Here is a 23,987-nt window from a genome sequence, read left to right on the forward strand (position 1 = left end):
GCGACTTGTCATTTTTATAAAAAAAACTTTAAGATCAATCACTAAAATGACAGAAAACATTGCACTGTTTCCACTTCATTCGTCAGATTTTCATTATTTTTTTTAAATATAAATCTTTCAGGCATAAAAAAACCAGCTGGCCAAAGCCTGCTGGTTTTTAAGCGCATTTAAATCATCACATTAAGGTGCAGCTTTTGCCGTGCCTTGAAGCTTTGAATAATCCAGCAGTACAGATGCAGCTTCTTTCACAAAAGCCTCATCTTCTGGCAGCGCTGGACGCTGATTTGCTTTCATTTTTGCACGTGTCTCAACCAATGCATCCATGGAAGCCTGATAGCTTTCCCAGTTGCCATAAGGTTTTAAACCAGTCGCTTTACGGCGCTCATTTTCCGCTGTCAGCGTTTTCTGCTCCATATCCAGCAGTTCCGCTTTACGCTTTTGCAAATCCAGCACAACCTGTTTTTGCTCATCGGCTTTTTTGGCTAACGCTGTACGCTGATTAAGATATTTAAACTGCGGATCTACATTTACACGCAGTTCTGAAGATTTCACTAAATCAGGCACATAGCTTTGAATTGAGCCTTCACGCTTAAATGGCGCTGTTGGAATCGTATCCCATTTCAAAGCATTCTTTGATTTGCGCTCACCAAACTCATCATTGTAGATATCGACCAGTTTAATGTCCGGCACAACGCCTTTGTTTTGCGTACTGCCGCCTGTAACACGGTAGAACTTACGCTGCGTCAGCGTTGCTTGGCCATAAGCCAGCGAATCCAGCTGAACTTGCGCTGTCCCCTTACCTGTTGTGGTACTGCCAATCACAATGCCGCGCTCATAGTCCTGAATCGCAGCTGAATAAATTTCGCTTGCAGATGCAGAAGCCAAGTTAATCAGTACCGCCATTGGGCCTGCATAAGTTTGCGCACCGCCATCTTCATCTTCAAAGACGCTGACATTGCCATTGCCGTCACGAATCTGCACGACTGGTCCAGATTTAATGACCTGCCCCAGCATACGTGCAACTTCTTCCAGTGAACCACCAGGGTTGTTGCGTAAATCAACAATGACGCCATCAACATTTTGAGCTGCTAAAGATTTTAATGCCTTGTTGGTATCTTCAGAAACCGACCGGTAATTCGCACCTTCACGGCGCGCACGGTAGTTCAAATAGAAAGATGGAATTTCAAGGACACCGAATTTATGTTTTTTGCCGTCACGTTCAATTTCCACAATACGTGAACGCACGCCCGCATCTTCTTCCTGAATCACATCGCGTACAATCGTTACGTTGCGCGCTTGGCTCATTGAAGCGCCAGCACCCAGCAAACGCAAAGTCACTTTGGTACCGCGCTTACCGCGGATCAAGCCCACAATTTCATTGCTCGGCCAGCCAATCACATCCACCATTTTGTCGCCGTCTTGCGCAACGCCAATAATGCGGTCACCCGCTTTGACTTGTCCTGACTTGCTCGCAGGCCCGCCTTCTACAATGGTTTCAATTTTAGTGTAGTCTTCATTGCCGCGGTCTGGGCGGATCGACACCCCAACCCCTTCCAGCTGCAACGTGGTCTGACGGTTCAGTTCCATCGCATCCACAGGCGGGAAATAATTGCTGTGCGGATCATAGGTCAGCATCATCGCGTTGAGGGTTTTATCCAACACATCATCGCTTTTCAGACGGCTGACTCGTTCCAGCTGACGGTTAAAGCGCTTGGTGAGCGTCTGCACTGGCGTTAAATCTTCTGGGCCAGTTAAGTCCTGGCCATTGGCCAATTCAGGATTCTCTTTCAGCGCCTTTTGCTTCGCCAGCTCTTCTTCTTTGCTGATGGTCAGGTTAATCAGCTGCGACACCAGCATTTTATTCCAATGCGCGCGTTGCGTTGCCTCTGTTGCAAAGAATGGCGCTTTTTCACGGTCCGTTTCAATATAAGTATTCGGCTGGTTTAAATTCTGTGGCTTTTTCAATTCTGCCAGCATAAAGCTGTAGAACTGTTTTAGGCGCTCGCGGTATTGCGCATGAATTTCATATGGCCCAGCTAAATTGCCAGCTTTCAGATTGGCGCCGAAATTTGAGCCAAAACGCTTTTTATAATCAGCGACGTCCGAAGCTAAAAACAGCGTATGCTCTGGGTCTAAACTGTCGATATAAAAATCGAGGATACGGTTAGACGTGTTGGCATCCAAGCGCTGATTCAAATAGTGCTGACGGTCAACCAAGGTTGCCAATTGACGGGAAACCAAAGCTTGCTCTTGTGAAGGCTGAATTGTATTTGAAACTGCAGCGGTGCTTTCCGCAGCAATCGCTTCATTTACAACATGAGTGAAAAATAAACCGCCAGTTGCAACTGCAACGGCGCAAGCTATTGTCTGAAGTTTCATAAATATGTAGTACTTCCTTGGTTTCCTAACCAAATTGCCGTGTCATTTTTTGACTTGAACTGAACATTTTCAAAATCTTAAATGACTTAATCTGTTTATGTCGTGTAGTTTTATCATAATCTGTGCTGACAAAGTGTAGCAAAACATTGCAGAATTCAGGTATTGTTTTTCCCTAAAAACTCCAACACGGACCCTCAATATGATTGGCGCATTAATGCTCGACATAGCCGGCACAGAACTTACTCAAGAAGATATTGAACTATTGCAGGCTCCGCAAGTCGGCGGGATGATTTTATTTGGCCGCAATATTGAATCACCTGAGCAAGTGCGCGCTTTAACCGACCATATGCGCCAGGTCCGTCCCGATATTTTGATTGCTGTCGATCAGGAAGGCGGACGTGTACAGCGTTTAAAAAAAGGCTTTACCCTGCTGCCTGCTATGGGCAAGTTTGGCGAAGTTTACTTAAGCCAACCTGAAAAAGCGCTGGAACTTGCAGAACAGTGCGGCTGGCTCATGGCTGCCGAGGTCTTGGCTGTGGGCATCGATTTCAGCTTTGCGCCTGTTTTAGACTTAAATGACATCAGTGATGTGATTGGCGACCGCAGTTTTGCCCAGAACATGCAAGACATCGTACCGCTGGCCAGCGCATTCCTCAAAGGGATGAAACGTGCTGGCATGGCGTCTACAGGCAAACATTTCCCAGGCCATGGTTCAGTCAAAGCAGACTCGCATGTGGCGGCAGCGGTCGACTCACGCAGCTATGATGAAATTTACCAAAAAGACATGCAGAGTTTTATTCAGCTGATGCCTCAGCTGGAAGCATTGATGCCTGCGCATGTGATTTACGATCAGGTTGATCCTAACCCAGCCGGTTTCTCGCCTTATTGGATTCAGCAAGTACTGCGCAAAGAACTAAAATTTGACGGCGTATTGTTCTCTGACGACCTCAGCATGCAAGCCGCATGTGTGGCAGGCGGCGCAGATGCACGCATTCAGGCCGCATTAAGTGCTGGCTGTGATATGGGGCTGGTCTGCAACAACCGAGAATCCGCCTGCACGGCTTTAGAAGGCATTTCCAATCTTCCGCTGCCAAATCAGCAGCGCTTAGAACGCATGCGCGGTAAAATTCCTCATCTTCAAGTGGGACAGCAGCTGGATTTAGGTACAGACTGGGCAAATACCCGTGACCGCATTGTCGATTTTAAAAACCAATTCAGCGCTTAATGGCTTTAAATAAAAAACGATAAAAGGAACACGACAGCGTGTTCCTTTTTGATTATGATGATAAAAACAGCAGCCCCCCTGCAGCAAAGTAAAATTAAAAGAAAATCTAAGGTTTAGCGTTTATGGCTCAAAATTTGTCTGAACACCGTCATATTTCATTTACAGCACACTATACCGGCTATATTTGGTACAGCATGGGCATCTCTCATCCTGTATTTGCCACGGGCAAAGGAAAGTTCTTAGCCAAACTATTACACCCTCTGGAAAGCTGGGCAGAAAAGCATGTCGGCGGCAGCATGCGCACCACGCTCAAACAGCGCCATAGCATCATTGACCAGCAGCTGAATACGCTGATAGAGCAGCACCCTGATCTGCAAATTCTTGAGATTGCCTGCGGATTGTCGCCGCGCAGCTGGAACTTCCGTCAAAAATTCCCGCAAATTGATTACCGAGAATTAGATTTGCCCGATATGGCAAAAATCAAAACTCAAGCCCTGCAGCAATTAGATGCAGCAGCCCCTGAAGTGCTGACTGCCGATATTTTCACGCAAGATTTCGAAAGGATTTTCCAAAGCTTTGATACAACCCGGCCGCTGGCGGTGATCAGTGAAGGCTTAATTAATTATTTTGATAAAACCATGCTGAATCAGCTGCTGCAAGGCATGACAGAATATGCACAGGATTTTCCAGAACTGCATTACCTCACAGATATCTATCCAGAACCCGTAAAAAATAAACTCGCCAACTTTATCTGGACCAGCAGCAAGCTGCTCAAAGTCATGTCGCGCAGCGCCTTCAGTTTTCACTTCGTGAATCCAGCCGAAGTTCAAAGCTTTTTTGGACATGCAGGATTCAATCAGGTCAATGTACTGCAGCCTGCTCACGCTTTAAAAGCGCAAGACAGCAGCAATGTCATCACCTTTCAAAACAATGAAGAACATGGCGGAGACTTAGTCTGGGTCATCCATGCAGCGATAAAAAAACAGCGCTCATAGCGCTGTTTTTTTTTATCGGAAAAATAATTTTATACCGCTTCTAAAAGCTGCATTTTCGCTTTTTGCCACTTTACAAAATTCAGCAAGCGTTCCGCGACTTCAAAGCTGCCATGCTTAAATAAAGCGCGCAATTGTGTATCTGACGTTTCAAAAATCAGGCATTCAATTTCAAACTCACCTTCTTCATCCTGCAGGTGTAAAGCCAAATCACGAGGGAATTGAGCCGCCTTTTGTGCAAGCGCTGCATTTTCTAGATTCAGCAGTACACCAAAATAATTCAAATCTGTAACTTCGGCGTCTATACGCAAATCTGAATGGCGATGGCTTAAATGCGTGAAAGGCTGCTCAATATGAATGCGCTCTTCACCGCGCCGGTCTACTTTTGCCATCTGCTCACGGCTCATTGGCAAAATACCTTCCAGATTCTGGATTGACTCACCGCGCAAATAAGTGGCAAATAAGTTCATCGTTTCTTTTCGGCGCTGCAGCTGCGGCACATGATCCGCATTCGCGATCATTGCAAACTGCATATTCGGGCATTGCAGTGCAAAATTGGCATTTTCATGCGGCAAGGTAAAACTGTCGTACTGACCGCAAGCCACCAATACATCACATTCTGGGGTAGGTACATTGGTCAAACGCAACAGGCGGTTGCAGTTGATGTCATATCGCTCTTGCTCTGTTCCTGTAAATTCCGCCATTTGACGGAAAAACAGTCGCTTCGCTGTTGGCGACATGCGGGTGACATCCATCTTGGCATGGTTGACCAAATATAAAATCACCGCTTGACCGAACTCATCCATGCGCTGCTCCTGCATCAGGTACAGCGACTCCTCCAGCAGCATGCGCCAGCTCTTACGGGTTTTCTGCATCACACCCATTAAAATCATGCGTTCAATCAGCTCTGGACGCTGATGCGCTAAGCAGGAAGCAACCACTGAACCCAATGACATGCCTAATACAGCAACTTTCTGCATGCCCACAATATCCAGCCAAGTACCAAGCATGCCGGCTAAATCCTCCAGCTCTAAAGTACCTGCGGAAAGGCCGCTGTCGACATTGGTAATTTGCTGATTGGAGCCCATAGAGGGCAAATCAATTAGAATAATCGGGCCAGCAGTAAACAACTGTTCGACACAGTATTTATAAGAATTGAAGTTTTGAAATGCGCCGCCAATGATCACCATAGGTGTCATATGCAGAGTGTCTGGGCGCGCAATTGCCATATATTCGACTTTCCAGCCGTCAATCCATGTCGTTCGCGCCGGTTTTTTAAAGCTGTCTCGGTCGTATAAATCAAAAAAGTGGTACTGCGCCATATTGCCGTGTACTTCCGTGTCCATTTTGATAATGGAATTCATGTTCATTCCTCCATCCTTCCTGCCTTATTTTTATTGTGCAAGAAATTAATGAGAGCTGCCTGCAGCTAGCGTCCTGCTCTTTTGTCGTTATTTGTATGACTTCAATGTCAGTAATGTTTCATTCTATACAGGAGATGATTTTACACGCAACTGCTAATGCCGCCGCTCATCTGCTTTATTGTCTAAAACAATTTCAAAATGTGAATGCGTTTCGAATTAAAAGGCTAAATCTGGCGTCATAACGCTTCATTGTCTGATCTGAGGCTGTTAATATCAGATGGAAATTTCTAAGTGATCAAACCGCTATGCAACAGTCTATTGAACAATACATGCAAACGGTAGGACAACAGGCGCGCCAAGCATCTCGCGTGTTAGCCAGTGCTTCTACTGAATCTAAAAACAATGCGCTTTCTGCTATTTATACCGCTTTGCAAAACAGTGAAGCTGATATTTTAGCAGCCAACAAAATGGATATGACCAAGGCGCACAGCAACAACTTGGACAGTGCCCTGCTTGATCGCTTAGAACTTACCCCCTCGCGCTTTAAAGGCATGCTGCAAGGCTTAAAAGATGTCATTGGATTGAAAGACCCCATTGGCGAAATTACCGATATGGCATACCGCCCCACAGGCATTCAGCTGGGTAAAATGCGTGTGCCATTAGGTGTCGTCGGCATGATTTATGAGTCGCGCCCGAATGTCACGTTGGAAGCGGCCTCTTTGGCGTTAAAGTCTGGCAATGCCATTATTTTGCGCGGCGGCTCAGAAGCGCTGGAATCCAACCAAGCGATTGCAGCGGCCATTCAGCACGGTTTAAAAGCGGCAGGCTTGCCTGAAAATTCAGTTCAGGTGATTAATACCACAGACCGCAGTGCGGTGGGTCAGCTGATCACCATGCCTGAATATGTGGATGTGATTGTGCCCCGCGGCGGCAAAGGCCTGATTGAGCGTATTACCGAAGAAGCGCGTGTGCCTGTGATTAAACATCTGGACGGCAACTGTCACGTGTATGTAGAAGCGCAGGCCGATTTGCAAAAAGCTTTGCCAATCGCTTTAAACGCAAAAACACACCGTTACGGCGTATGCAATGCCATGGAAACGTTACTGGTCGATGAAAAGGTCGCTGAAGAGTTCCTGCCGAATATTGCGGAGCTGTATGCGCAGAAACAAGTTGAACTGCGCGGCTGTGCTGAAACCCGACGCATTTTAGGCGGGCATGTGGTTACGGCTACAGAAGAAGACTGGTATGAGGAATATCTGGGGCCTATTTTGGCGGTTAAAGTGGTCAGCGGCATTGATGAAGCCATTGATCATATTAACAAATACGGTTCACACCATACCGATGCCATCATTACTGAAAACTTCAGCTTAGCGCGCAAATTCTTGGCCGCTGTAGACTCCAGCTCAGTGATGATCAACGCCTCTACCCGTTTCGCGGATGGCTTTGAATATGGCTTAGGCGCTGAAATCGGGATTTCAACCGATAAAATCCATGCCCGCGGCCCTGTAGGATTAGAAGGCCTGACTTCACAAAAATGGGTGGTCTTTGGCGATGGTCAAATCCGCCAATAAGCTGAATTCTGCCATAAATAAAGCTCCGTTCAGGGGCTTTATTTTTTCCAAGACCTTTCTGCCGGGAACAAAGGTCAACTTCAAGATAGGCATCTTCGAGCCAAATAAAATCTTCACAAAGCCATTTCGATTGCTGATCTAAATGATCTGCCTCAGCCTTTACTGTAAAATTTTTTGATTCAATTCATAAAAAATAAAGATAGAACAGCCATGAAAACGCTGATATTTTAATCAAAAGCATCTTGCGTTTTTGAACATTTGAAACGCATATATCAAGTGCGCGCATTCTTTTGAAACGCAGCTTAGCTTTCGTGACCCTGTGTCCACCTAAAAGAAAAAAATAAAACCATAATTTTTGTATGTGTTTTATTACTGAGCAGTTTTTGCATGCTATTGTAAATTATTGACAGCTGAAGCACCTGATCCGCCTAGACTATTTCATTAATAAATGAAAACTATGAACTGATAAATTTTAATTATTATTGAGAAATGGGTCGATAGTGCTTAAGTCTAATCTCCTAAAGTCTATCTAGGACAGAAAAACATCGCATGTTAAAACATCATCACTGATCTAAATTGCACCAATAAAAAGTTATGCATTCAGATCATGTGAGGGATAAGTACTTTAATTAGAATTCGGGTAAAAAAACGTGTCTACATCAGTATTAGTAATTAACTGCGGTTCATCTTCAATTAAATATGCGTTGGTTTCTGAACGTCGAGAAGACCGTATTTTTGGTTTGGCAGAAAACTTAGGTTCTCCAGAAGCTCGAATTAAAGGTATTACTGCAGGCGGCGCGCCGCTTGAGCTGTCTATTCCTGACGCGAACCATGAAAAAGCCTTGGAAATTATTTTAGAACGCTTGTCGCACTACAATCCGCAAGCGATCGGCCACCGCGTTGTACACGGCGGCACCTTAACCAAAGCAGAATTATTAACACCAGAAATTATTGACCGCATCCGTGCAGCGACGCCGCTGGCGCCATTGCACAACCCTGCGCATCTGGTTGGAATTGACGCAACAATGCGCCTGTTCCCGCAATTGCCGCAGGTGGCTGTATTTGATACCGCATTCCATCAAACCATGCCGTCGCATGCTTACCGCTATGCATTGCCAAAATTCCTTTATACACAGCACAACGTGCGCCGTTATGGTTTCCACGGCACCAGCCATGCCTATGTTTCTGAACGCGGTTCAGAGCTGGCTGGCAGCTTCAAGCAAGGCGGCTGGCTCACAGCGCATTTAGGCAATGGCAGCTCAACCTGCGCGATTTGGAATGGTCAATCGGTAGATACCTCGATGGGCTTAACTCCGCTGGAAGGCGTAGTCATGGGTACCCGCAGCGGTGACGTAGACCCAAGTATCCACAGTTTCTTGGCTTCTAATTTAGGCTGGGATATTTACAAAATTGACAAAATGCTGAACAGCCAGTCTGGCTTATTAGGCCTATCAGACCTTTCCAATGACATGCGTACACTGATTGATGCCGCTGATCAAGGCAACGAAGATGCCGCGCTGGCCATTGAAGTATTCTGCTACCGTTTAGCAAAATCTTTAGCAGCCTTAAGCTGTGGCCTGCCGCGCATTGACGGCTTATTCTTCACTGGCGGCATTGGCGAAAACTCTGCGCTGATCCGTGAAAAAACTCTAGCCTACCTGCCGCACTTTGGCTTTAACTTAAGCAAAGACAAAAATGACAGCTTAAAACGCGGTACTGAAGGCCGAATTGATGCCGGCGCTGGCCCGCAAATTTGGGTTGTTCCGACCGATGAAGAAGGCCGCATTGCTAAAGAAACGCAAAACGTGGTGGAGCTAGAGGTAACTGCCGCAAAAAAGTCTAAAGCGGAAGATGAAGCTGTAGCATAAGCTGCAGCTTCCACCACCCTTTCGGGTTCAATATTTTATTTTTAGTTTAGATGCCTTATGAAAACAATTTTACTCGTGCCCACTGGGGAAGGTGTAGGCTTAACATCTGCATGTTTAGGCTTAATTTATGCATTGGAATGCCAAGGCATTAAAGCAGGTTTTTTAAAGCCTTTTTCTCAAGAACCACAATCGGCTGCTGACCGCACCACGGCGCTGTACCGCCATTTATTTAATAATGAAACGGTTGAACCGATCAGCCACGCCGCTGTTTTGCGCCGTTTGAGCCAAGATGAAAATGACGAACTGCTGGAAGACGCAGTCCGCCTGCACCGTGAAATTGCCAAGAAGCATGATCTGATTATTGTTGAAGGGGTTTTGCCCAACAGCCGCGATGCCTATGCAGCTGGCTTAAATGCTGACCTTGCCAAAGCTTTGGATGCCAAAGTCGTGATTGTCAGCACTGCTGATATGAATAATGCAGCGGCGGCGGCAGAAAAAGTTGAAACCCTCGCGCGCAACTTTGGCGGCGCCAGCAATGAGCGTACCGCAGGTGTGCTGTTCATGCGGACCAAAGGCTTGCCTGAAGGTTCGGCGCAAGTGCCTGTAACCTTAGATCCAAGCCTTCGTCTCATCCGCGATACAGCAATTTTTTCGGAGCAGCTGCAAAAATACAATGCGCAGCTGGGTGCTGAAAAATTCCCAGTGATTGGCCTTATACCCTTCAGCAATACATTAAGCGTGCCGCGCATGTCTGATTTGGCCGCGCATATTTCTGCGCACTGGATTAACGAAGGCGAAGCGAAACAGCGCCGTGTGCTGCACAGCAGCCTGATCGCTTCCAATATTGAACATGAACTGCATAAATTTGTAGCTGGCGAGCTGATCATCAGCGCATCAGACCGTATTGACGTCTTGCTGGCAAGCAGCCTAGCAAGCAGCAATGGCATTCCGCTGGCGGGCTTGGTCTTAACAGAACACCATCAGCCGAATGAACATGTACTGAACTTCTGCCAAACAGCGATCAAGCAGGGTTTACCAATTTTGCATACCCCGCTAAGCACCTTTGAAACAGCGCAGGAACTGGCGAATCTCAGCAATGAAATTCCAGTAGATGATACTGAACGCGCAGAACAAGTGACCCGTTTTGTATCCAGCCATATTGACCCTGAGTGGATTACACAGCTGATCAATGGCTCACACAAACCGCGTCTGTCTCCTTCTGCTTTCCGTCATGAGCTGGTGCAAAAATCAATTGCTGCCAAAAAGCGCATTGTGCTGCCAGAGGGTGATGAACCGCGTACCGTACAAGCAGCCGCCATTTGCCAATCCCGCGGCATTGCGCAGTGTGTCCTTTTAGCCAAACCTGAAGCGGTCGTTGAAGTCGCGAAAGCGCGCGGCATTGAACTGCCGTATGACTTAGAAATTATTGACCCAGACTTGATTCGCGACAACTATGTCGAAAAAATGGTTGAACTGCGCAAAGGCAAAATCAATGAGCTGCAGGCGCGTGAACAGCTGCAGGATACCGTTGTGCTGGGCACCATGATGCTGGCGCTAGATCAAGTCGATGGCTTGGTTTCTGGTGCCGTACATACCACGGCCAATACTGTACGCCCTGCATTCCAGCTGATTAAAACTGCTCCTGAATATTCATTGGTGTCTTCAGTCTTCTTTATGCTCCTGCCGGATGAAGTCTATGTGTACGGCGACTGTGCGATTAATCCAGATCCAACAGCAGTTGAATTGGCGGAAATTGCGATTCAGTCTGCAGACTCTGCCAAAGCATTTGGTATTGACCCGCGCATTGCGATGATTTCTTATTCTACAGGTACTTCAGGCGCTGGCGCAGATGTAGAAAAAGTTGCGGAAGCCACCCGCATTGCGCAAGAACGCCGTCCTGATTTACTCATCGATGGCCCATTGCAATACGATGCAGCATCTGTGGAAAGTGTTGGACGCTCAAAAGCGCCTGATTCAAAAGTGGCTGGCCGCGCTAATGTATTTATTTTCCCAGATTTGAATACAGGCAACACCACCTATAAAGCGGTTCAACGCTCTGCCGATGTCGTCAGCGTGGGGCCAATGCTGCAAGGTCTTAACAAGCCTGTGAATGACTTGTCGCGCGGCGCATTGGTCGATGACATTGTGTTTACCATTGCCCTCACTGCAATTCAATCTGAACAGCAGGAAGCGCAATAATTTAAAAGCTTAGTTTGACAGTTGATACTCAGCGCCATCCAATCGAAAGATTGGATGGTTTTTTTTGGCTGTGAATATGCACAAACGTACAATACAGCTGGCCTATCTTGGCCTTAGGCTGTGCCCTGTAAAATTTAACGCAATTTCAGCGAGCACAGCATGGAAATTTTTCTTTATACCTTAAGCGTGATGTACAGCCCTGGCCCTGTCAATTTCATGGGTCTGAATTCAGGGCTGACTGGACAGCTGAAAAAAACTGCAGGATTTTTTGCTGGTGTCGGCTCTGCCATGCTGATTTTATTTCTGCTGTTCGGCTATATGGGGCAAGCCATTATTCCGCGCCAATGGCTGCATTATATTGCACTCATCGGCGCGCTCTACACTTTTTATATTGCATGGAAAATGCTGAGAGCCAATATTCAATCCAGCCAGCAGAATACGCAAGCGCTGAGTTTTTGGAATGGCTTATTGATTCAGCTGCTCAACCCCAAAGCCATCTTGGTGATTTTACCTGTGACTGCCGTGATGTACCCTGCAGCGCAGATTACAGGCGCTATGATTTTCATAGTTTCATTGCTGATTTCAATTGGCGCTTCAGGCGCGCCCTTTGCATATGCAGTGGCCGGCAAATTGCTGGGTAATAAAATTGAAAATCCAATCTGGTTCAACCGCCTCAATAAAGTGATGGGGGTTTTACTGATTGCCTCTGGCTTATTCATGCTGCGTGATTTTTTACAAGGCGCACATCTGATCTGAAACAGTCTATTTACAGCTTTTAAGGTTTAGAGCTGATGCTGCGCCACTGTGCGGGGCTTAAGCCATAAGCCTGCAGAAAATGCCGTGTCATATGGCTTTGATCAAAAAAACCTGCCAGCATGGCTGCATCGGCAATTGAGCGTCCGGCAATCAGTCCTGCCTTGACCTGCTCCAATCGGCGCATGGTCATATAACGGTGCGGACTGGTGCCAAACAGCAGCCGAAAATCCCGTGATAGACGCCAACGGTCACGGCCTGTATTTTGTTCTAAATCTTCCAAGCTTAAGTTCAAATGCAAATTATCTAGAATATATTCACGCGCGCGTTCTGCAGCGCGGTAATCATACGTATGTATTTTACTTGGATGCTTTGAAGACACCTCATTTAAGGCCATCGCCAAATCATACAGCGCATCGTCCTCTTCCAATTGCGCTATGGGCTGCTGCATATGCCGCATAAAAGTATCTGTCGCATGAAATAAACGCGGATCGGCACTCAAAGCCTGCGGAATAAACGGCAGCGGCTTGCCCTGCAAAATCTGCTGAATCACGGCAGGCTCTATATAAACCATGCGGTAGCGGAAGCCATAGTCTGAGCCAGATTCGCCATCATGCTTTTCATCGGGATGAATCACCATAGTCATGCCTGGACGGCTATGCTGTTTCTCCCCTTTATAATGAAAGCTTTGCACGCCAGACAATGTTCTGCCTATGGCATAGGTATCGTGGCGGTGCGGCTCATAGGCATGATCAGAAAAAAAAGCTTCGATGCGCTCAATTTTAGGATACGAAGCATACTCAGATGCCTCTGCCCTAAAAATCCAATCTTTTTCAGTGGAATATTTAGCCATCTGTATTTGCCTCTTTAAACGTCCATCACAGTGTAGATGAATTTAAAATTTCTGTGCAATGCAGATGCTGCCACTCAGAATTGCAGCTGACTTAAAGATACTTTAAATTTTAAGCTTTAAAACACCCGCCCAAAATTTAAGATTTTGAACACTGGCCATCATCAATATGCTTGGTTCTAAGCTAAAATGGCATCAAATATCATGAACACAAATACAGCGCAACCAACTTAAGATTTTCGCGCCAACCAGACCGTATGCCCTGTACAATCGGCATCTTCAGCAATCATCTTTAACACCTCAAAACCATGCGCTGACAATAAGGCTTGATATTCTTCTAAAGACAAACTGGCATGATACAAAGCTTCACCAAACATATCGCCAATCGCCTCACCTTCTGCTGGACCGCTCGTAAACATGAGCACCGTGCCTTTAGCTGAAAACTTTGAAAATTGCTGGAACATTTGACGCTGATCATCTGCTGTTAAATGAAAGAAACTGTCCCATGCCAAAATGCCATGGAATTTTTGTTCCAAATGCACACAGCGCATATCTGCCAAATGCCATACTTGATTGGGAAAATTATGCTGCGCCATCTCAATCATGGCTCCTGAACTGTCTACACCGGTCAGCGCATGACCATGCCCAATCAAATAGTCCGCAATCGGCCGACCTGAACCGCAGCCCAAGTCTAAAATTTCGGCCTGCTGCGGCAGGACAGCTAAAAATGCATCTAGCCAGCTTTTTTCATATAGATGCCCGCCGCGCAGAGCCGTCCAAGCGCGCCCATGTTTTTTATAGATTTCGATAATATTTTGAGCAAGATGCGCCTGATCATCCATCGCGAATGCCTAGAAGTTTTTTGATCAGTATAAAGAAAGAAGGAAAAGAAATTGAAGCTTTAGAATGCAGGTACAAAATTTTAGACATAAAAAAAGAAGATTAAGCTTAGGCTTGATCTTCTTTTTGGCCGTACATCCAAGTTGCTGCGATATATACACAAAAGCCCGCAGCCATCAAAATACCTGTAAGCATCTTTTCGATCTCATTTTTGAATGAGCTTATTATGCGAAAGAAATATTACAGCTATATGACAATATGACACTTTTATGAATTTAATATTTATCGTTAATTTTCAATAATATAACAAGTTTCATTGTATTTAAATCCTGATTTAACGCAGTTTTATTGCATGAAATACGCCCTATATTGCTGAATATTTCAGCATATATGACAGTTATGGCGGCTATAAAAAACGATCTTAAACTTTCGGCCAAAGCCCGTTCAAAATACCCACAACCTGCTCATTTTGCCTTATAATTTAGCCCGCTAGCTATCAGCCCGCTCAAGAGATATTTGTATGACCACTATTATCAAGCAAGATGACTTGATCACATCGGTTAAGGATGCGCTTCAGTTCATTTCGTATTATCACCCGCAAGACTTCATCCAAGCGATGAGCCGCGCATACGACCGTGAAGAAAACAAAGCAGCAAAAGATGCGATCGCGCAGATCTTAATTAACTCTCGTATGTGTGCAGAAGGCCACCGCCCGATCTGTCAAGATACTGGTATCGTAAACGTATTCGTTGAAGTGGGCATGGACGTTAAATTTGATTTAACGATGAGCTTAGACGACGCGATTAACGAAGGCGTGCGCCAAGGCTATTTAGAAAACTCTAACGTGCTTCGCGCATCTGTACTTGCTGACCCTGCATTTGGCCGCAAGAACACCAAAGACAACACCCCTGCTGTGATCTACCACAAGCTTGTTCCAGGCAACAAAGTAGACATCACTGTTGCAGCGAAGGGTGGCGGTTCAGAAAACAAATCTAAACTGGCTATGCTGAATCCATCAGATTCAATTGTAGATTGGGTACTCAAGACTGTTCCAACCATGGGTGCAGGCTGGTGTCCACCAGGTATGCTCGGTATCGGTATTGGCGGTACTGCAGAAAAAGCCATGATGCTTGCGAAAGAAGCATTGATGGAAGAGCTGGACATGGACGAATTGCTTCGTCGCGGTCCGCAAAGCAAACTTGAAGAACTTCGTATCGAAATCTTCGAAAAAGTAAATGCTTTGGGTATTGGCGCGCAAGGTCTTGGCGGTTTAACCACTGTTCTAGACATCAAAATCAAAGATTACCCATGTCATGCTGCAGGCAAACCAGTCGGCATGATTCCGAACTGTGCGGCGACTCGTCATGCGCACTTCACACTTGATGGTTCTGGTATTGCCCACATTATTGCGCCTAAACTTGAAGACTACCCAGAAGTGACATGGGATTCATCTACATCTAAACGTGTAGATTTAGATACCATCACTCAAGAAGAAATGAACGCTTGGCAGCCAGGTGATACATTGCTTCTAAACGGCACAATCTATACAGGCCGTGATGCTGCGCACAAACGCATGGTAGACATGCTGAACAACGGTGAAGAACTTCCTGTCGATCTGAAAGGCAAGTTCATTTACTACGTCGGCCCTGTCGATCCTGTAGGCGATGAAGTGGTTGGCCCTGCTGGTCCAACCACTGCAACACGTATGGATAAATTTACCCGTCAAGTGCTTGAAGCAACTGGCATGTTCGGCATGATTGGTAAAGCTGACCGTGGCCCTGCTGCTGTTGAAGCGATTAAAGACAATAAAGCTACTTACTTAATGGCTGTAGGCGGCGCGGCTTACCTCGTGTCTAAAGCGATCCGTGAAGCTGAAGTGGTTGCTTTTGCTGACCTAGGTATGGAAGCAATCTACAAATTTGTCGTAAAAGACATGCCTGTATCTGTTGCTGTAGACGTGAACGGTACTTCTGTACACGCAACTGCACCTAAAATCTGGCAAGCAAAAATTGGTAAAATCCCAGTAGTTGACGCTGCTGCAGGCTAATTGCCAAAACTGAAAAAGCACCCAACTGGGTGCTTTTTTCATTACATCGCTTAATGCTTTTTCTCTATTTAAAGAGCTGTTACTATTTTTCGCTGAATAAAAAATTACGCCAAAAATAACTAAAGCGCACATCATCATGAAAAAAACACATACATGGCGGCAGTCTTTCATCCTTTCCTGCAGCCTCTGCTTCAGTACAGCCGTCTTTGCACAGCCCGTACAGGAAAAAACGCTGAATCAGCTGATCGATCTATCCAATTTAAGCGGCCTGATTCTGAAATCCAGCCGCGACATGCGCCCCATGTTTGATACGCAGGCTGAAGAAATTTTAAAAATGAATTTAGCGATTACAGCGCTCAACGCTCAACAGAAAAAAGCCGCAGCGCAAATCAGCACATTGCTTCAATCCACAAATGAAGGCATTGTCAGTGATCCGCAATTTTTAAGCATGATCCGCAAAAACTTTCAGCAAGCGTTTACTGAAGAAGAAGCGCAGGCCTATATTGCTTTTCTCAGCACACCAATGGGTCAATCAATTAATCAAAAAAGCGCAGGACTGATGAATAACATTCTGCAAGAAAGCATGACCATCAGTTCTGCAATAATGAATGACTCAGAGCGCCAGCAAAGCTTTAATGATAAACTCGCCAGCATTCTGCAGCCGCTGCTGCTGCTGCTGAATAATTAGCTTCAGCAGTGTACCTAAGCGCTGTAATATTTACAGATCTACCATGTCAGCGGATTCCAAAGCTTGAATGGCTTCACCAGCTGCACATCACTTGCAGGATCATATTTCACCCGCTTAATTTTTTGCGTGCTTTTACGGGCTTTGCCAGTATCTTGATTTTCCGCCACGAAGTTATAGCTGGCAGATTTCATTTCGGTAAAAGCAATTTCATTTTTCCCGACATTATCTGGCATCAGCATTAAAGGGCCAGATACACTGCGGCGAGTCGTTAAATTTTCCTCATCATATTTAATAAAATAGGACTGCCCCGCTTCTACGGTAAAATCTAAAACCTTCGGCTTTTGAAAATGGTTAATGCCCAGCGGACGGCTGCTGGAAAGTCGATATTGACCCGCTGGCAGCTCCACCCAGTAATAATGATTATTCAATAAACTTGGAATGCGTTCACTGTTTAAAAACAGGCTGCTGGCAACAATTTCCTGCCTATTCCATTTACTGTCTGGACGATACAAATAGACGACGGCAGCTTGATCATGCTGCGGCTTAACTAGCTGAAAATGCGCCCCTTGTGTTTGATTGACCCAGCCGCCAATGGTAAAAACACCGAGACGGTACTGTTCCATTACACCCGGTTCATGCTCAAAATTGACATCTTTTAGCGTAGAAGCCAAATGCGGCTCCTGTTCAAGCGCTGATTTTCCATGACAGCCCAACAGTATCATGCTGCTGAATATTGCAATATATACACTACGCATGATTATCCCTCACTGCGTCTTTTCTTCTTTTCAATCGTTGTTTTATTTAAATCTGCTGGCCATCCCAGCCATTTTGCTGAGATTAACATTTAGCCTAATTTTTGCAAATAAAAAACGTGCGCAAATCTGAGATTTACGCACGTTTCTGACGAATAACGGCTGTCTTAAGCAGACTTAGAATCAATGACCTTCAAATCTGCTTTTGGCGCTGCTTCTTCATTTTCAGCTTTCGGCTGACGCTCTGGTTTAAATTCGGGTTTCGCTTCGCCGTTCACCACAGCTTCCGTCACCACAACTGTACCCACATCGCTGCGGCTTGGCAGGTCATACATGGTTTCAAGCAGCGAATTTTCCAAAATAGTCCGCAAACCGCGCGCGCCTGTATTGCGTTCCAAGGCTTTTTTCGCCACAGCGCGCAATGCGTCTTTTTCAAATACCAAGTCTACATTTTCCATGCTGAACAGGTATTCATATTGACGGGTTAAAGCGTTTTTCGGTTCAGTCAGAATTTGCATCAATGCATCTTCATCCAGCTCATCCAAAGTCGCAACCACAGGCAAACGACCAATGAATTCTGGAATTAAACCAAATTTCACTAGATCTGTCGCTTCAACCTGACGGAATAAGTCAGACAATTTTTTAGTTTCGTCTTTCTTACGTACTTCCGCAGTAAAACCAATACCGCCTTTTTCCTGACGCTGCTGCACAATTTTCTCTAAACCAGAGAATGCGCCGCCGCAGATAAACAGGATATTTGAAGTATCAATTTGAATGAATTCTTGCTGCGGATGCTTACGGCCGCCTTGCGGTGGAATAGACGCCACAGTGCCTTCAATCATTTTCAGCAAAGCTTGCTGCACGCCTTCACCTGATACATCACGGGTAATAGACGGGTTTTCTGATTTACGGGTAATTTTGTCAATTTCATCGATATAGATAATGCCCTTTTGCGCTTTTTCTACATCGTAATCGGCTTTTTGAAGGAGTTTTTGAACAATGTTCTCAACATCTTCACCCACATAGCCCGCTTCGGTCAGTGTCGTTGCATCCGCCATGGCGAATGGAACATCTAAAAGACGCGCAAGTGTTTGAGCAAGCAAGGTTTTACCCGAACCTGTCGGCCCCACCAGCATGATGTTGCTTTTTGAAATCTCAACGCCATCTTCCGGCTTTTTTCCGCTAGTCGAAACTTTCAAACGCTTGTAATGGTTATACACCGCAACGGACAGCGTTTTCTTCGCAACGTCTTGGCCAATTACATATTGGTCAAGCGCAGCACGGATTTCATGCGGTTTTGGCAATGGGCGAGTCGCCCAATCGCTGGATTCAACTTGCTGGCTGGTCTGCACCAAGTCTAAGCATACGTCCACACATTCATTACAGATGTACGCGTCCTCACCTGCAATCAGTTTCCCGACTTCAGACTGCGTTTTACCGCAAAATGAACAATGCTTTTGTCCTTGAGGATGTTCGGACATATTCACTCCAATATCTAAATCTTTAAAACTTATGGACGTTTAGATAATACTTCGTCCACAAGACCGTAATCTTTCGCCTGCTGCGCAGTCATAAAGTTGTCACGGTCGGTATCTTTTGCCACACGTTCAAAATCTTGGCCGCTGTGCTCTGCCATCAAGCGGTTCAAACGCTCTTTAATGAACAGGATTTCGCGTGCATGAATTTCAATATCCGATGCTTGACCGCGGAAACCGCCCAAAGGCTGGTGAATCATGACACGGGCATTTTCAAGGCAGTAGCGTTTGCCTTTTGCTCCGGCATTCAGAAGGAAAGCGCCCATAGATGCCGCTTGACCCATGCAGTATGTCACAACATCAGGCTTAATGAACTGCATGGTATCGTAAATTGCCATGCCTGCAGTCACAGATCCGCCTGGTGAGTTGATATATAAATGAATATCTTTATCTGGGTTTTCAGCTTCTAGAAACAGCATTTGCGCAACAATTAAGTTCGCCATGTTGTCTTCAACTTCACCGGTTAAGAAAATGACACGTTCACGCAAAAGGCGTGAATAAATATCAAAAGAGCGCTCGCCGCGAGATGATTGCTCTACCACCATTGGCACTAGCGCGTTTTCAATTGTTGGAACATACATATGTTTATTTATTCCTAAATTTTTTGTGACTCAACTCATAATTCACAATATGAGGGATATTTGCTGAAATTGCAAAAGGTTCCCAAGTAAATAACAGATATTTTTTGCATAAGCTTTGTGAATTCAGGACAATTTTTTATGATGCCGCACCGATAAAAAAAGGCGCTTAACGCGCCTTTTTTTTGAAAGCTAAAAATTAGCCTTGCTGACGAGCTTGCTGCTCTTTCAATAAGTCTTCATAGCTAACAGCTGTATCAGTTACTTTAGCAGAAGCTAAGATGTGATCTACAACTTGGTCTTCTAAAATTACTGATTCGATTTGAGCGCGCTGCTGTTTATCGTTGTTGAAGTATTCGATTACTTCTGTAGGATCTTCGTAAGAAGACGCCATGTCTTGGATATATGCATCAACACGTGCAGCATCAACTTCAAGTTTAGCGTCAGCTAAAACTTTGCTTACCAATACGCCAAGCTTAACTGATTTTTCAGCTTGCTCTTTGAACAGGTCATCTGGAAGCATGCTTGAGTCAAATGCTTTCGCGCCTTGAGCACCAAACTGCTGAGTGAACTGCTGGATCATTTGTTGACGTTGACGGTCAATTTCTTGAGCAACCATTGATTCTGGAAGTTCAACTTCGTTTGCAGCAACAAGCGCATCAAAAGTCGCGCCCTTCACTTGATTGCGAAGACCGTTTTTCACTTCACGTTCCATATTTTTGCGAACGTCAGCTTTCAGTTTTTCTACGCCTTCTTCTTCAGTTAGACCGAATACTTTTAAGAATTCAGCATCAATCTCTGGAAGCTTTTGTTTTTCAACAAGCTTAACAGTGATTTTGAATTGCGCAGCTTTACCCGCTAAGTTTTCAGCTTGGTAATCTTCAGGGAAAGTTACATCGATAACTTTCTCTTCGCCTTTCTTCATGCCAACGATGCCGTCTTCGAAGCCCGGGATCATGCGGCCAGAACCTAAAACAAGTTTAAAGTCTTCAGAAGAACCGCCTTCGAATTTTTCGCCGTCAACTGAACCTTCGAAATCGAAAGTTACTTGCATGTCTTTTTTAGCCATGCCTTTCGTTTCAGCCCAAGATGCGCGCTGCTTTTGAAGGTTTTCGATCATTTGATCAACGTCTTTGTCATTTACTTCAGACGCTTTGCGTTCAACTTCCAGACCTTCGAATTTCACTTCAACTTCTGGGTAAACTTCTACAGTTGCTTCATAAACTAAAGCGTCTTCTTTCATTTCAGATTTTTCAATGTTAGGCATGCCTACTGCATTGATTTTTTCTTGCTGAATTGCTTCAAACACTGTGTCACGAATGATGTCGTTTACTACTTCTTGATAGATGCCCGCACCATATTCGCGGCGAACAACGTTTACTGGCACTTTACCTTGACGGAAGCCGTTGATCTTCACAGTTTTGGCAGTGCGTTTCAAACGAGCTTCAAATTGCTCGTTAATACGGCTCGTCGGTACAGATATATTTAAACGACGGGCAACGCCCGAAACCGCTTCAGAAGTAACTTGCATGGCTTCCTCGATATTTTGTTAATAAACAGTTTAAAAAAAAGTGCCACATTATATGACAACATTTAAAGATATACAAAACGACGGGATTTAACCATGTTTTTTGCTTAAGAAGTAGACAAACCATCATTAAAGTACGCTATTTCACCTATTTTTGGAGTGTTCTCATTCATCGACCGCGATTCTTTTGGTGATGAATTGAAAATAGACAGGAATTGCAGATGAAATATGCAAATCAATACAGCTAGGGATTCACAATCCATTTACATCTCATTCACTTTTTCTACAGAATCATCATTCCCAATTTAAAGTCAAAAAATAATCGATTTGTTAGATTTAATATATATTTCAATATATTAATATTAAATTGATACCTTGTAACATTGTGCAAACAGTTTACATTTTGATAATAGATAGACATTTTCTATCACCAAGGAATACTTAATTTAAATAAGAATTATTATTATTCGCATACACAAATATAGACAGCCTTTTGGGTTCCGTATGTCATTTATCAAATCACGTAAAAAAATCGTTTCAACAGCGATTGCATCATCTCTTTCAATCATTGCAGGGAATGCGATGGCGGAAGATAAAGCTATTCAGCTTGAAACGATTCATCAAGAAGTTGCAACAGAACAGCAAGGCCTGAAAGTTGATAAATCAGCAAATACTAAATTTGTTGCGCCACTTTTAGATACGCCAAAATCTGTCTCTGTCATTTCTAAACAGCTGATTGAAGACACACAGGTAACCACTCTAAGCGATGCTTTACGTACTGTGCCAGGGATTACTCTTGGCGCTGGCGAAGGCGGCAACCCGAATGGCGACCGTCCGTTTATCCGCGGCTACAACTCTGAAAGCTCGATGTATGTCGATGGCATCCGCAGTTCTACTTCGCAAAACCGTGAAATGTTTGCCGTTGAACAAGTTGAAGTGACTAAGGGTTCTGCATCTGCCATGAGTGGCGGTGGTTCTACTGGCGGCAATATCAATATGATTTCGAAAGTTGCCAAAAAAGGTGACTCTTTAGAAGGTTCTGTTGGCGCAGGTACTGATAGCTACCAACGTATTACCTTAGACGGCAATAAAGATTTCGGCAACGGCATTGCTGCCCGCGTAGCCGTTATGGGCCACCACAATGAAAAAGCAGGTCAAGCAGACGGCGCTGAATATGCGCGTGTCGGTATTGCGCCTAGCATTACTTTTGGCCTAGATACGCCTACCCGAGCAACACTTAGCTACTATTATTTAAAATCTGATGACACCCCAGATTCAGGTGTTCCATATTGGAATGCTGCCGATAAAACAGCAACAGGCAAACCTTTAAATGCAAAACAAGGCATTTTTTACGGCTGGTTAGACCGTGATTTCCAAAAACAGGAAAATCAAATCGGTACAATTAAATTAGAGCATGATCTGACGGATAACTTAACCATCAGCAATACTGCCGTTTATAGCAATTCGAAAAATGATTATATCTGGACTCAGCCAGATGACAGCCAAAAAAATATTGCAAATGGTGAAGTTTGGCGCCGTGTAAACTCCCGTATTACAGATACCAATACTTTTACCGATCAATTGGCTTTAACAGGCAAATTTAATACAGGCGCAATCAAACACAGCTTTAATCTTGGCGCGGAGTATAGCGATCAAGAGTCTGATAAAGGCTCTTATACTGTTACGTCTAAATCAGGCAAACCAATTACTGGCTCACCTGCCACTGGTGCATGTTCACTTGGCATTGGCGCTGCATCTGACTATTGGTGTACTGATGCATTCAACCCGAACTCAAAAGATCCGTGGTTAGGCAACGTTGCAGCAAATAAAGCAGTGACAACAACAACAGCAAACACAACGTCCGTTTATCTCTTAGACAGCATTGAATTTAACCCACAATGGTTATTAGACATTGGCGTTCGCTGGGACAAGTTTGAAACTGAACTTAAAACCAATGCCACAGGCGTCAAAATTGAAAGTGATACAGACTTTTTCTCTTATCAAGCTGGCTTGACATTTAAGCCTGTTGAAAATGGCAGTATTTATGCAAGCGTTGCAACATCTGCCAACCCTGTTGGTATTGATGCAGGTGACGGTTCTGAAACGGCTGTCAATGCAAACATTAAAGATCTTGATCCAGAGAAAAGCCGTACATTTGAAGTTGGTACGAAATGGGATTTGCTTAATGACAAGTTAAATTTAACTGCAGCCATTTTCCGCACAGAAAAGCAAAATACTCGTATTCAGCTTGATTCGACAACCTATACCAATGGCGGTGAAAGCAAGGTTGACGGTATTGAGCTTGGATTAAATGGCAGCATTACAGACAAATGGGCAGTATCAGCAGGCTATACATATTTAGACAGTGAACAGACTGATCCAGGTCCATCGTGTACTCGTGCAGGTGTTTGTACTTATCCAAACCCCGCCAAAGGCAAACAGCTACCAAACGTTCCTAAAAATTCAGCAACGCTTTGGACAACTTACCAAGTTATGCCACAGTTAACTTTAGGCGCTGGCGCAGTCGCTATGGACAAAGTCTACGGTGATGCAGCTAATACTAAGTTTGTTTCAGGCTATGTACGCTACGATGCTATGGCGCGTTACAACGTAAACAAAAATGTTGATTTACAATTGAACGTAAACAACCTTTCTGACAAACGCTATTTCACCAAAGCATATGCATCTCACTATGCAACAGAAGCTGAAGGCCGCAGCGCAGTATTGTCTGTAAACTTCAAATATTAATCAAAACAAAATCCCATAATTTATTTATGGTATTTATTCAAAATAGCCTCTTCATAGAGGCTATTTTTAT

17 protein-coding genes are annotated in these 23,987 nt (G+C 44.7%); 9 read left to right on the forward strand and 8 right to left on the reverse strand.

From position 1 onward, the window contains the following. Positions 1-180 precede the first annotated feature (180 nt). Positions 181-2,379, reverse strand: a complete 2,199-nt coding sequence (locus tag B9T34_RS09200; RefSeq protein WP_086212866.1) for a carboxy terminal-processing peptidase — start codon at positions 2,377-2,379, stop codon at positions 181-183. Positions 2,380-2,578: 199 nt separating this feature from the next. Between B9T34_RS09200 and nagZ the strand changes: the two genes are divergently transcribed. Together nagZ and B9T34_RS09210 are read left to right on the forward strand one after the other, a co-directional pair. Further along, positions 2,579-3,604, forward strand: a complete 1,026-nt coding sequence (gene nagZ / locus B9T34_RS09205; RefSeq protein WP_086212867.1) for a beta-N-acetylhexosaminidase — start codon at positions 2,579-2,581, stop codon at positions 3,602-3,604. Between the two features lie 122 nt (positions 3,605-3,726). Further along, entirely contained in the window at positions 3,727-4,599 is an 873-nt protein-coding gene (locus B9T34_RS09210) for a class I SAM-dependent methyltransferase (RefSeq protein ID WP_086212868.1), read from the forward strand. Between the two features lie 29 nt (positions 4,600-4,628). Here B9T34_RS09210 and B9T34_RS09215 read toward each other — a convergent pair whose 3' ends face one another. Continuing rightward, positions 4,629-5,960 carry an alpha/beta fold hydrolase gene (locus tag B9T34_RS09215; RefSeq protein WP_086212869.1) on the reverse strand — a complete coding sequence of 444 codons (1,332 nt, stop codon included), beginning with the start codon at positions 5,958-5,960 and terminating at the stop codon, positions 4,629-4,631. A 305-nt stretch (positions 5,961-6,265) separates the two neighbouring features. Between B9T34_RS09215 and B9T34_RS09220 the strand changes: the two genes are divergently transcribed. The 4 genes from B9T34_RS09220 to B9T34_RS09235 all read left to right on the forward strand — a co-directional run bounded on the left by B9T34_RS09220 (position 6,266) and on the right by B9T34_RS09235 (position 12,354). Beyond that, positions 6,266-7,531 carry a glutamate-5-semialdehyde dehydrogenase gene (locus tag B9T34_RS09220; RefSeq protein WP_086212870.1) on the forward strand — a complete coding sequence of 422 codons (1,266 nt, stop codon included), beginning with the start codon at positions 6,266-6,268 and terminating at the stop codon, positions 7,529-7,531. A gap of 650 nt (positions 7,532-8,181) precedes the next feature. Then, positions 8,182-9,399, forward strand: a complete 1,218-nt coding sequence (locus B9T34_RS09225) for an acetate/propionate family kinase (protein WP_086212871.1) — start codon at positions 8,182-8,184, stop codon at positions 9,397-9,399. A 57-nt stretch (positions 9,400-9,456) separates the two neighbouring features. Beyond that, the gene (gene pta, locus B9T34_RS09230; protein ID WP_086212872.1) at positions 9,457-11,598 is read left to right on the forward strand and encodes a phosphate acetyltransferase; all 2,142 of its coding nucleotides are present in this window, start codon (positions 9,457-9,459) and stop codon (positions 11,596-11,598) included. Positions 11,599-11,757: 159 nt separating this feature from the next. Further along, positions 11,758-12,354: a LysE family translocator gene (locus tag B9T34_RS09235; RefSeq protein WP_086212873.1), complete on the forward strand. Its 597-nt coding sequence runs from the start codon at positions 11,758-11,760 to the stop codon at positions 12,352-12,354. A 19-nt stretch (positions 12,355-12,373) separates the two neighbouring features. On the opposite strand, the gene B9T34_RS09240 is transcribed toward B9T34_RS09235, so the two are convergent. Both B9T34_RS09240 and B9T34_RS09245 read right to left on the reverse strand, forming a co-directional pair. Continuing rightward, the gene (locus B9T34_RS09240; RefSeq protein WP_086212874.1) at positions 12,374-13,204 is read right to left on the reverse strand and encodes an AraC family transcriptional regulator; all 831 of its coding nucleotides are present in this window, start codon (positions 13,202-13,204) and stop codon (positions 12,374-12,376) included. 227 nt (positions 13,205-13,431) lie between these two features. Then, positions 13,432-14,043: a class I SAM-dependent DNA methyltransferase gene (locus B9T34_RS09245; RefSeq protein ID WP_086212875.1), complete on the reverse strand. Its 612-nt coding sequence runs from the start codon at positions 14,041-14,043 to the stop codon at positions 13,432-13,434. 518 nt (positions 14,044-14,561) lie between these two features. Between B9T34_RS09245 and B9T34_RS09250 the strand changes: the two genes are divergently transcribed. Next, positions 14,562-16,088: a fumarate hydratase gene (locus B9T34_RS09250; protein WP_086212876.1), complete on the forward strand. Its 1,527-nt coding sequence runs from the start codon at positions 14,562-14,564 to the stop codon at positions 16,086-16,088. A gap of 136 nt (positions 16,089-16,224) precedes the next feature. Then, positions 16,225-16,776: a DUF2059 domain-containing protein gene (locus tag B9T34_RS09255; protein WP_086212877.1), complete on the forward strand. Its 552-nt coding sequence runs from the start codon at positions 16,225-16,227 to the stop codon at positions 16,774-16,776. 38 nt (positions 16,777-16,814) lie between these two features. On the opposite strand, the gene B9T34_RS09260 is transcribed toward B9T34_RS09255, so the two are convergent. The 4 genes from B9T34_RS09260 to tig all read right to left on the reverse strand — a co-directional run bounded on the left by B9T34_RS09260 (position 16,815) and on the right by tig (position 21,172). Further along, positions 16,815-17,531 carry a DUF2846 domain-containing protein gene (locus tag B9T34_RS09260; RefSeq protein WP_086212878.1) on the reverse strand — a complete coding sequence of 239 codons (717 nt, stop codon included), beginning with the start codon at positions 17,529-17,531 and terminating at the stop codon, positions 16,815-16,817. 164 nt (positions 17,532-17,695) lie between these two features. Further along, positions 17,696-19,009 (reverse strand): ATP-dependent protease ATP-binding subunit ClpX, encoded by a 1,314-nt coding sequence (clpX, locus tag B9T34_RS09265; RefSeq protein ID WP_086212879.1) that lies wholly within the window; start codon positions 19,007-19,009, stop codon positions 17,696-17,698. Between the two features lie 29 nt (positions 19,010-19,038). After that, entirely contained in the window at positions 19,039-19,644 is a 606-nt protein-coding gene (gene clpP / locus B9T34_RS09270; protein ID WP_005007362.1) for an ATP-dependent Clp endopeptidase proteolytic subunit ClpP, read from the reverse strand. Positions 19,645-19,840: 196 nt separating this feature from the next. Next, the gene (tig, locus tag B9T34_RS09275; protein ID WP_086212880.1) at positions 19,841-21,172 is read right to left on the reverse strand and encodes a trigger factor; all 1,332 of its coding nucleotides are present in this window, start codon (positions 21,170-21,172) and stop codon (positions 19,841-19,843) included. A 501-nt stretch (positions 21,173-21,673) separates the two neighbouring features. Between tig and B9T34_RS09280 the strand changes: the two genes are divergently transcribed. Further along, positions 21,674-23,917 carry a TonB-dependent receptor gene (locus tag B9T34_RS09280; protein WP_086212881.1) on the forward strand — a complete coding sequence of 748 codons (2,244 nt, stop codon included), beginning with the start codon at positions 21,674-21,676 and terminating at the stop codon, positions 23,915-23,917. The last annotated feature ends 70 nt before the right edge of the window (positions 23,918-23,987 follow it).

It is taken from the genome of Acinetobacter sp. ANC 3813, assembly GCF_002135435.1.
GTDB lineage: Bacteria > Pseudomonadota > Gammaproteobacteria > Pseudomonadales > Moraxellaceae > Acinetobacter.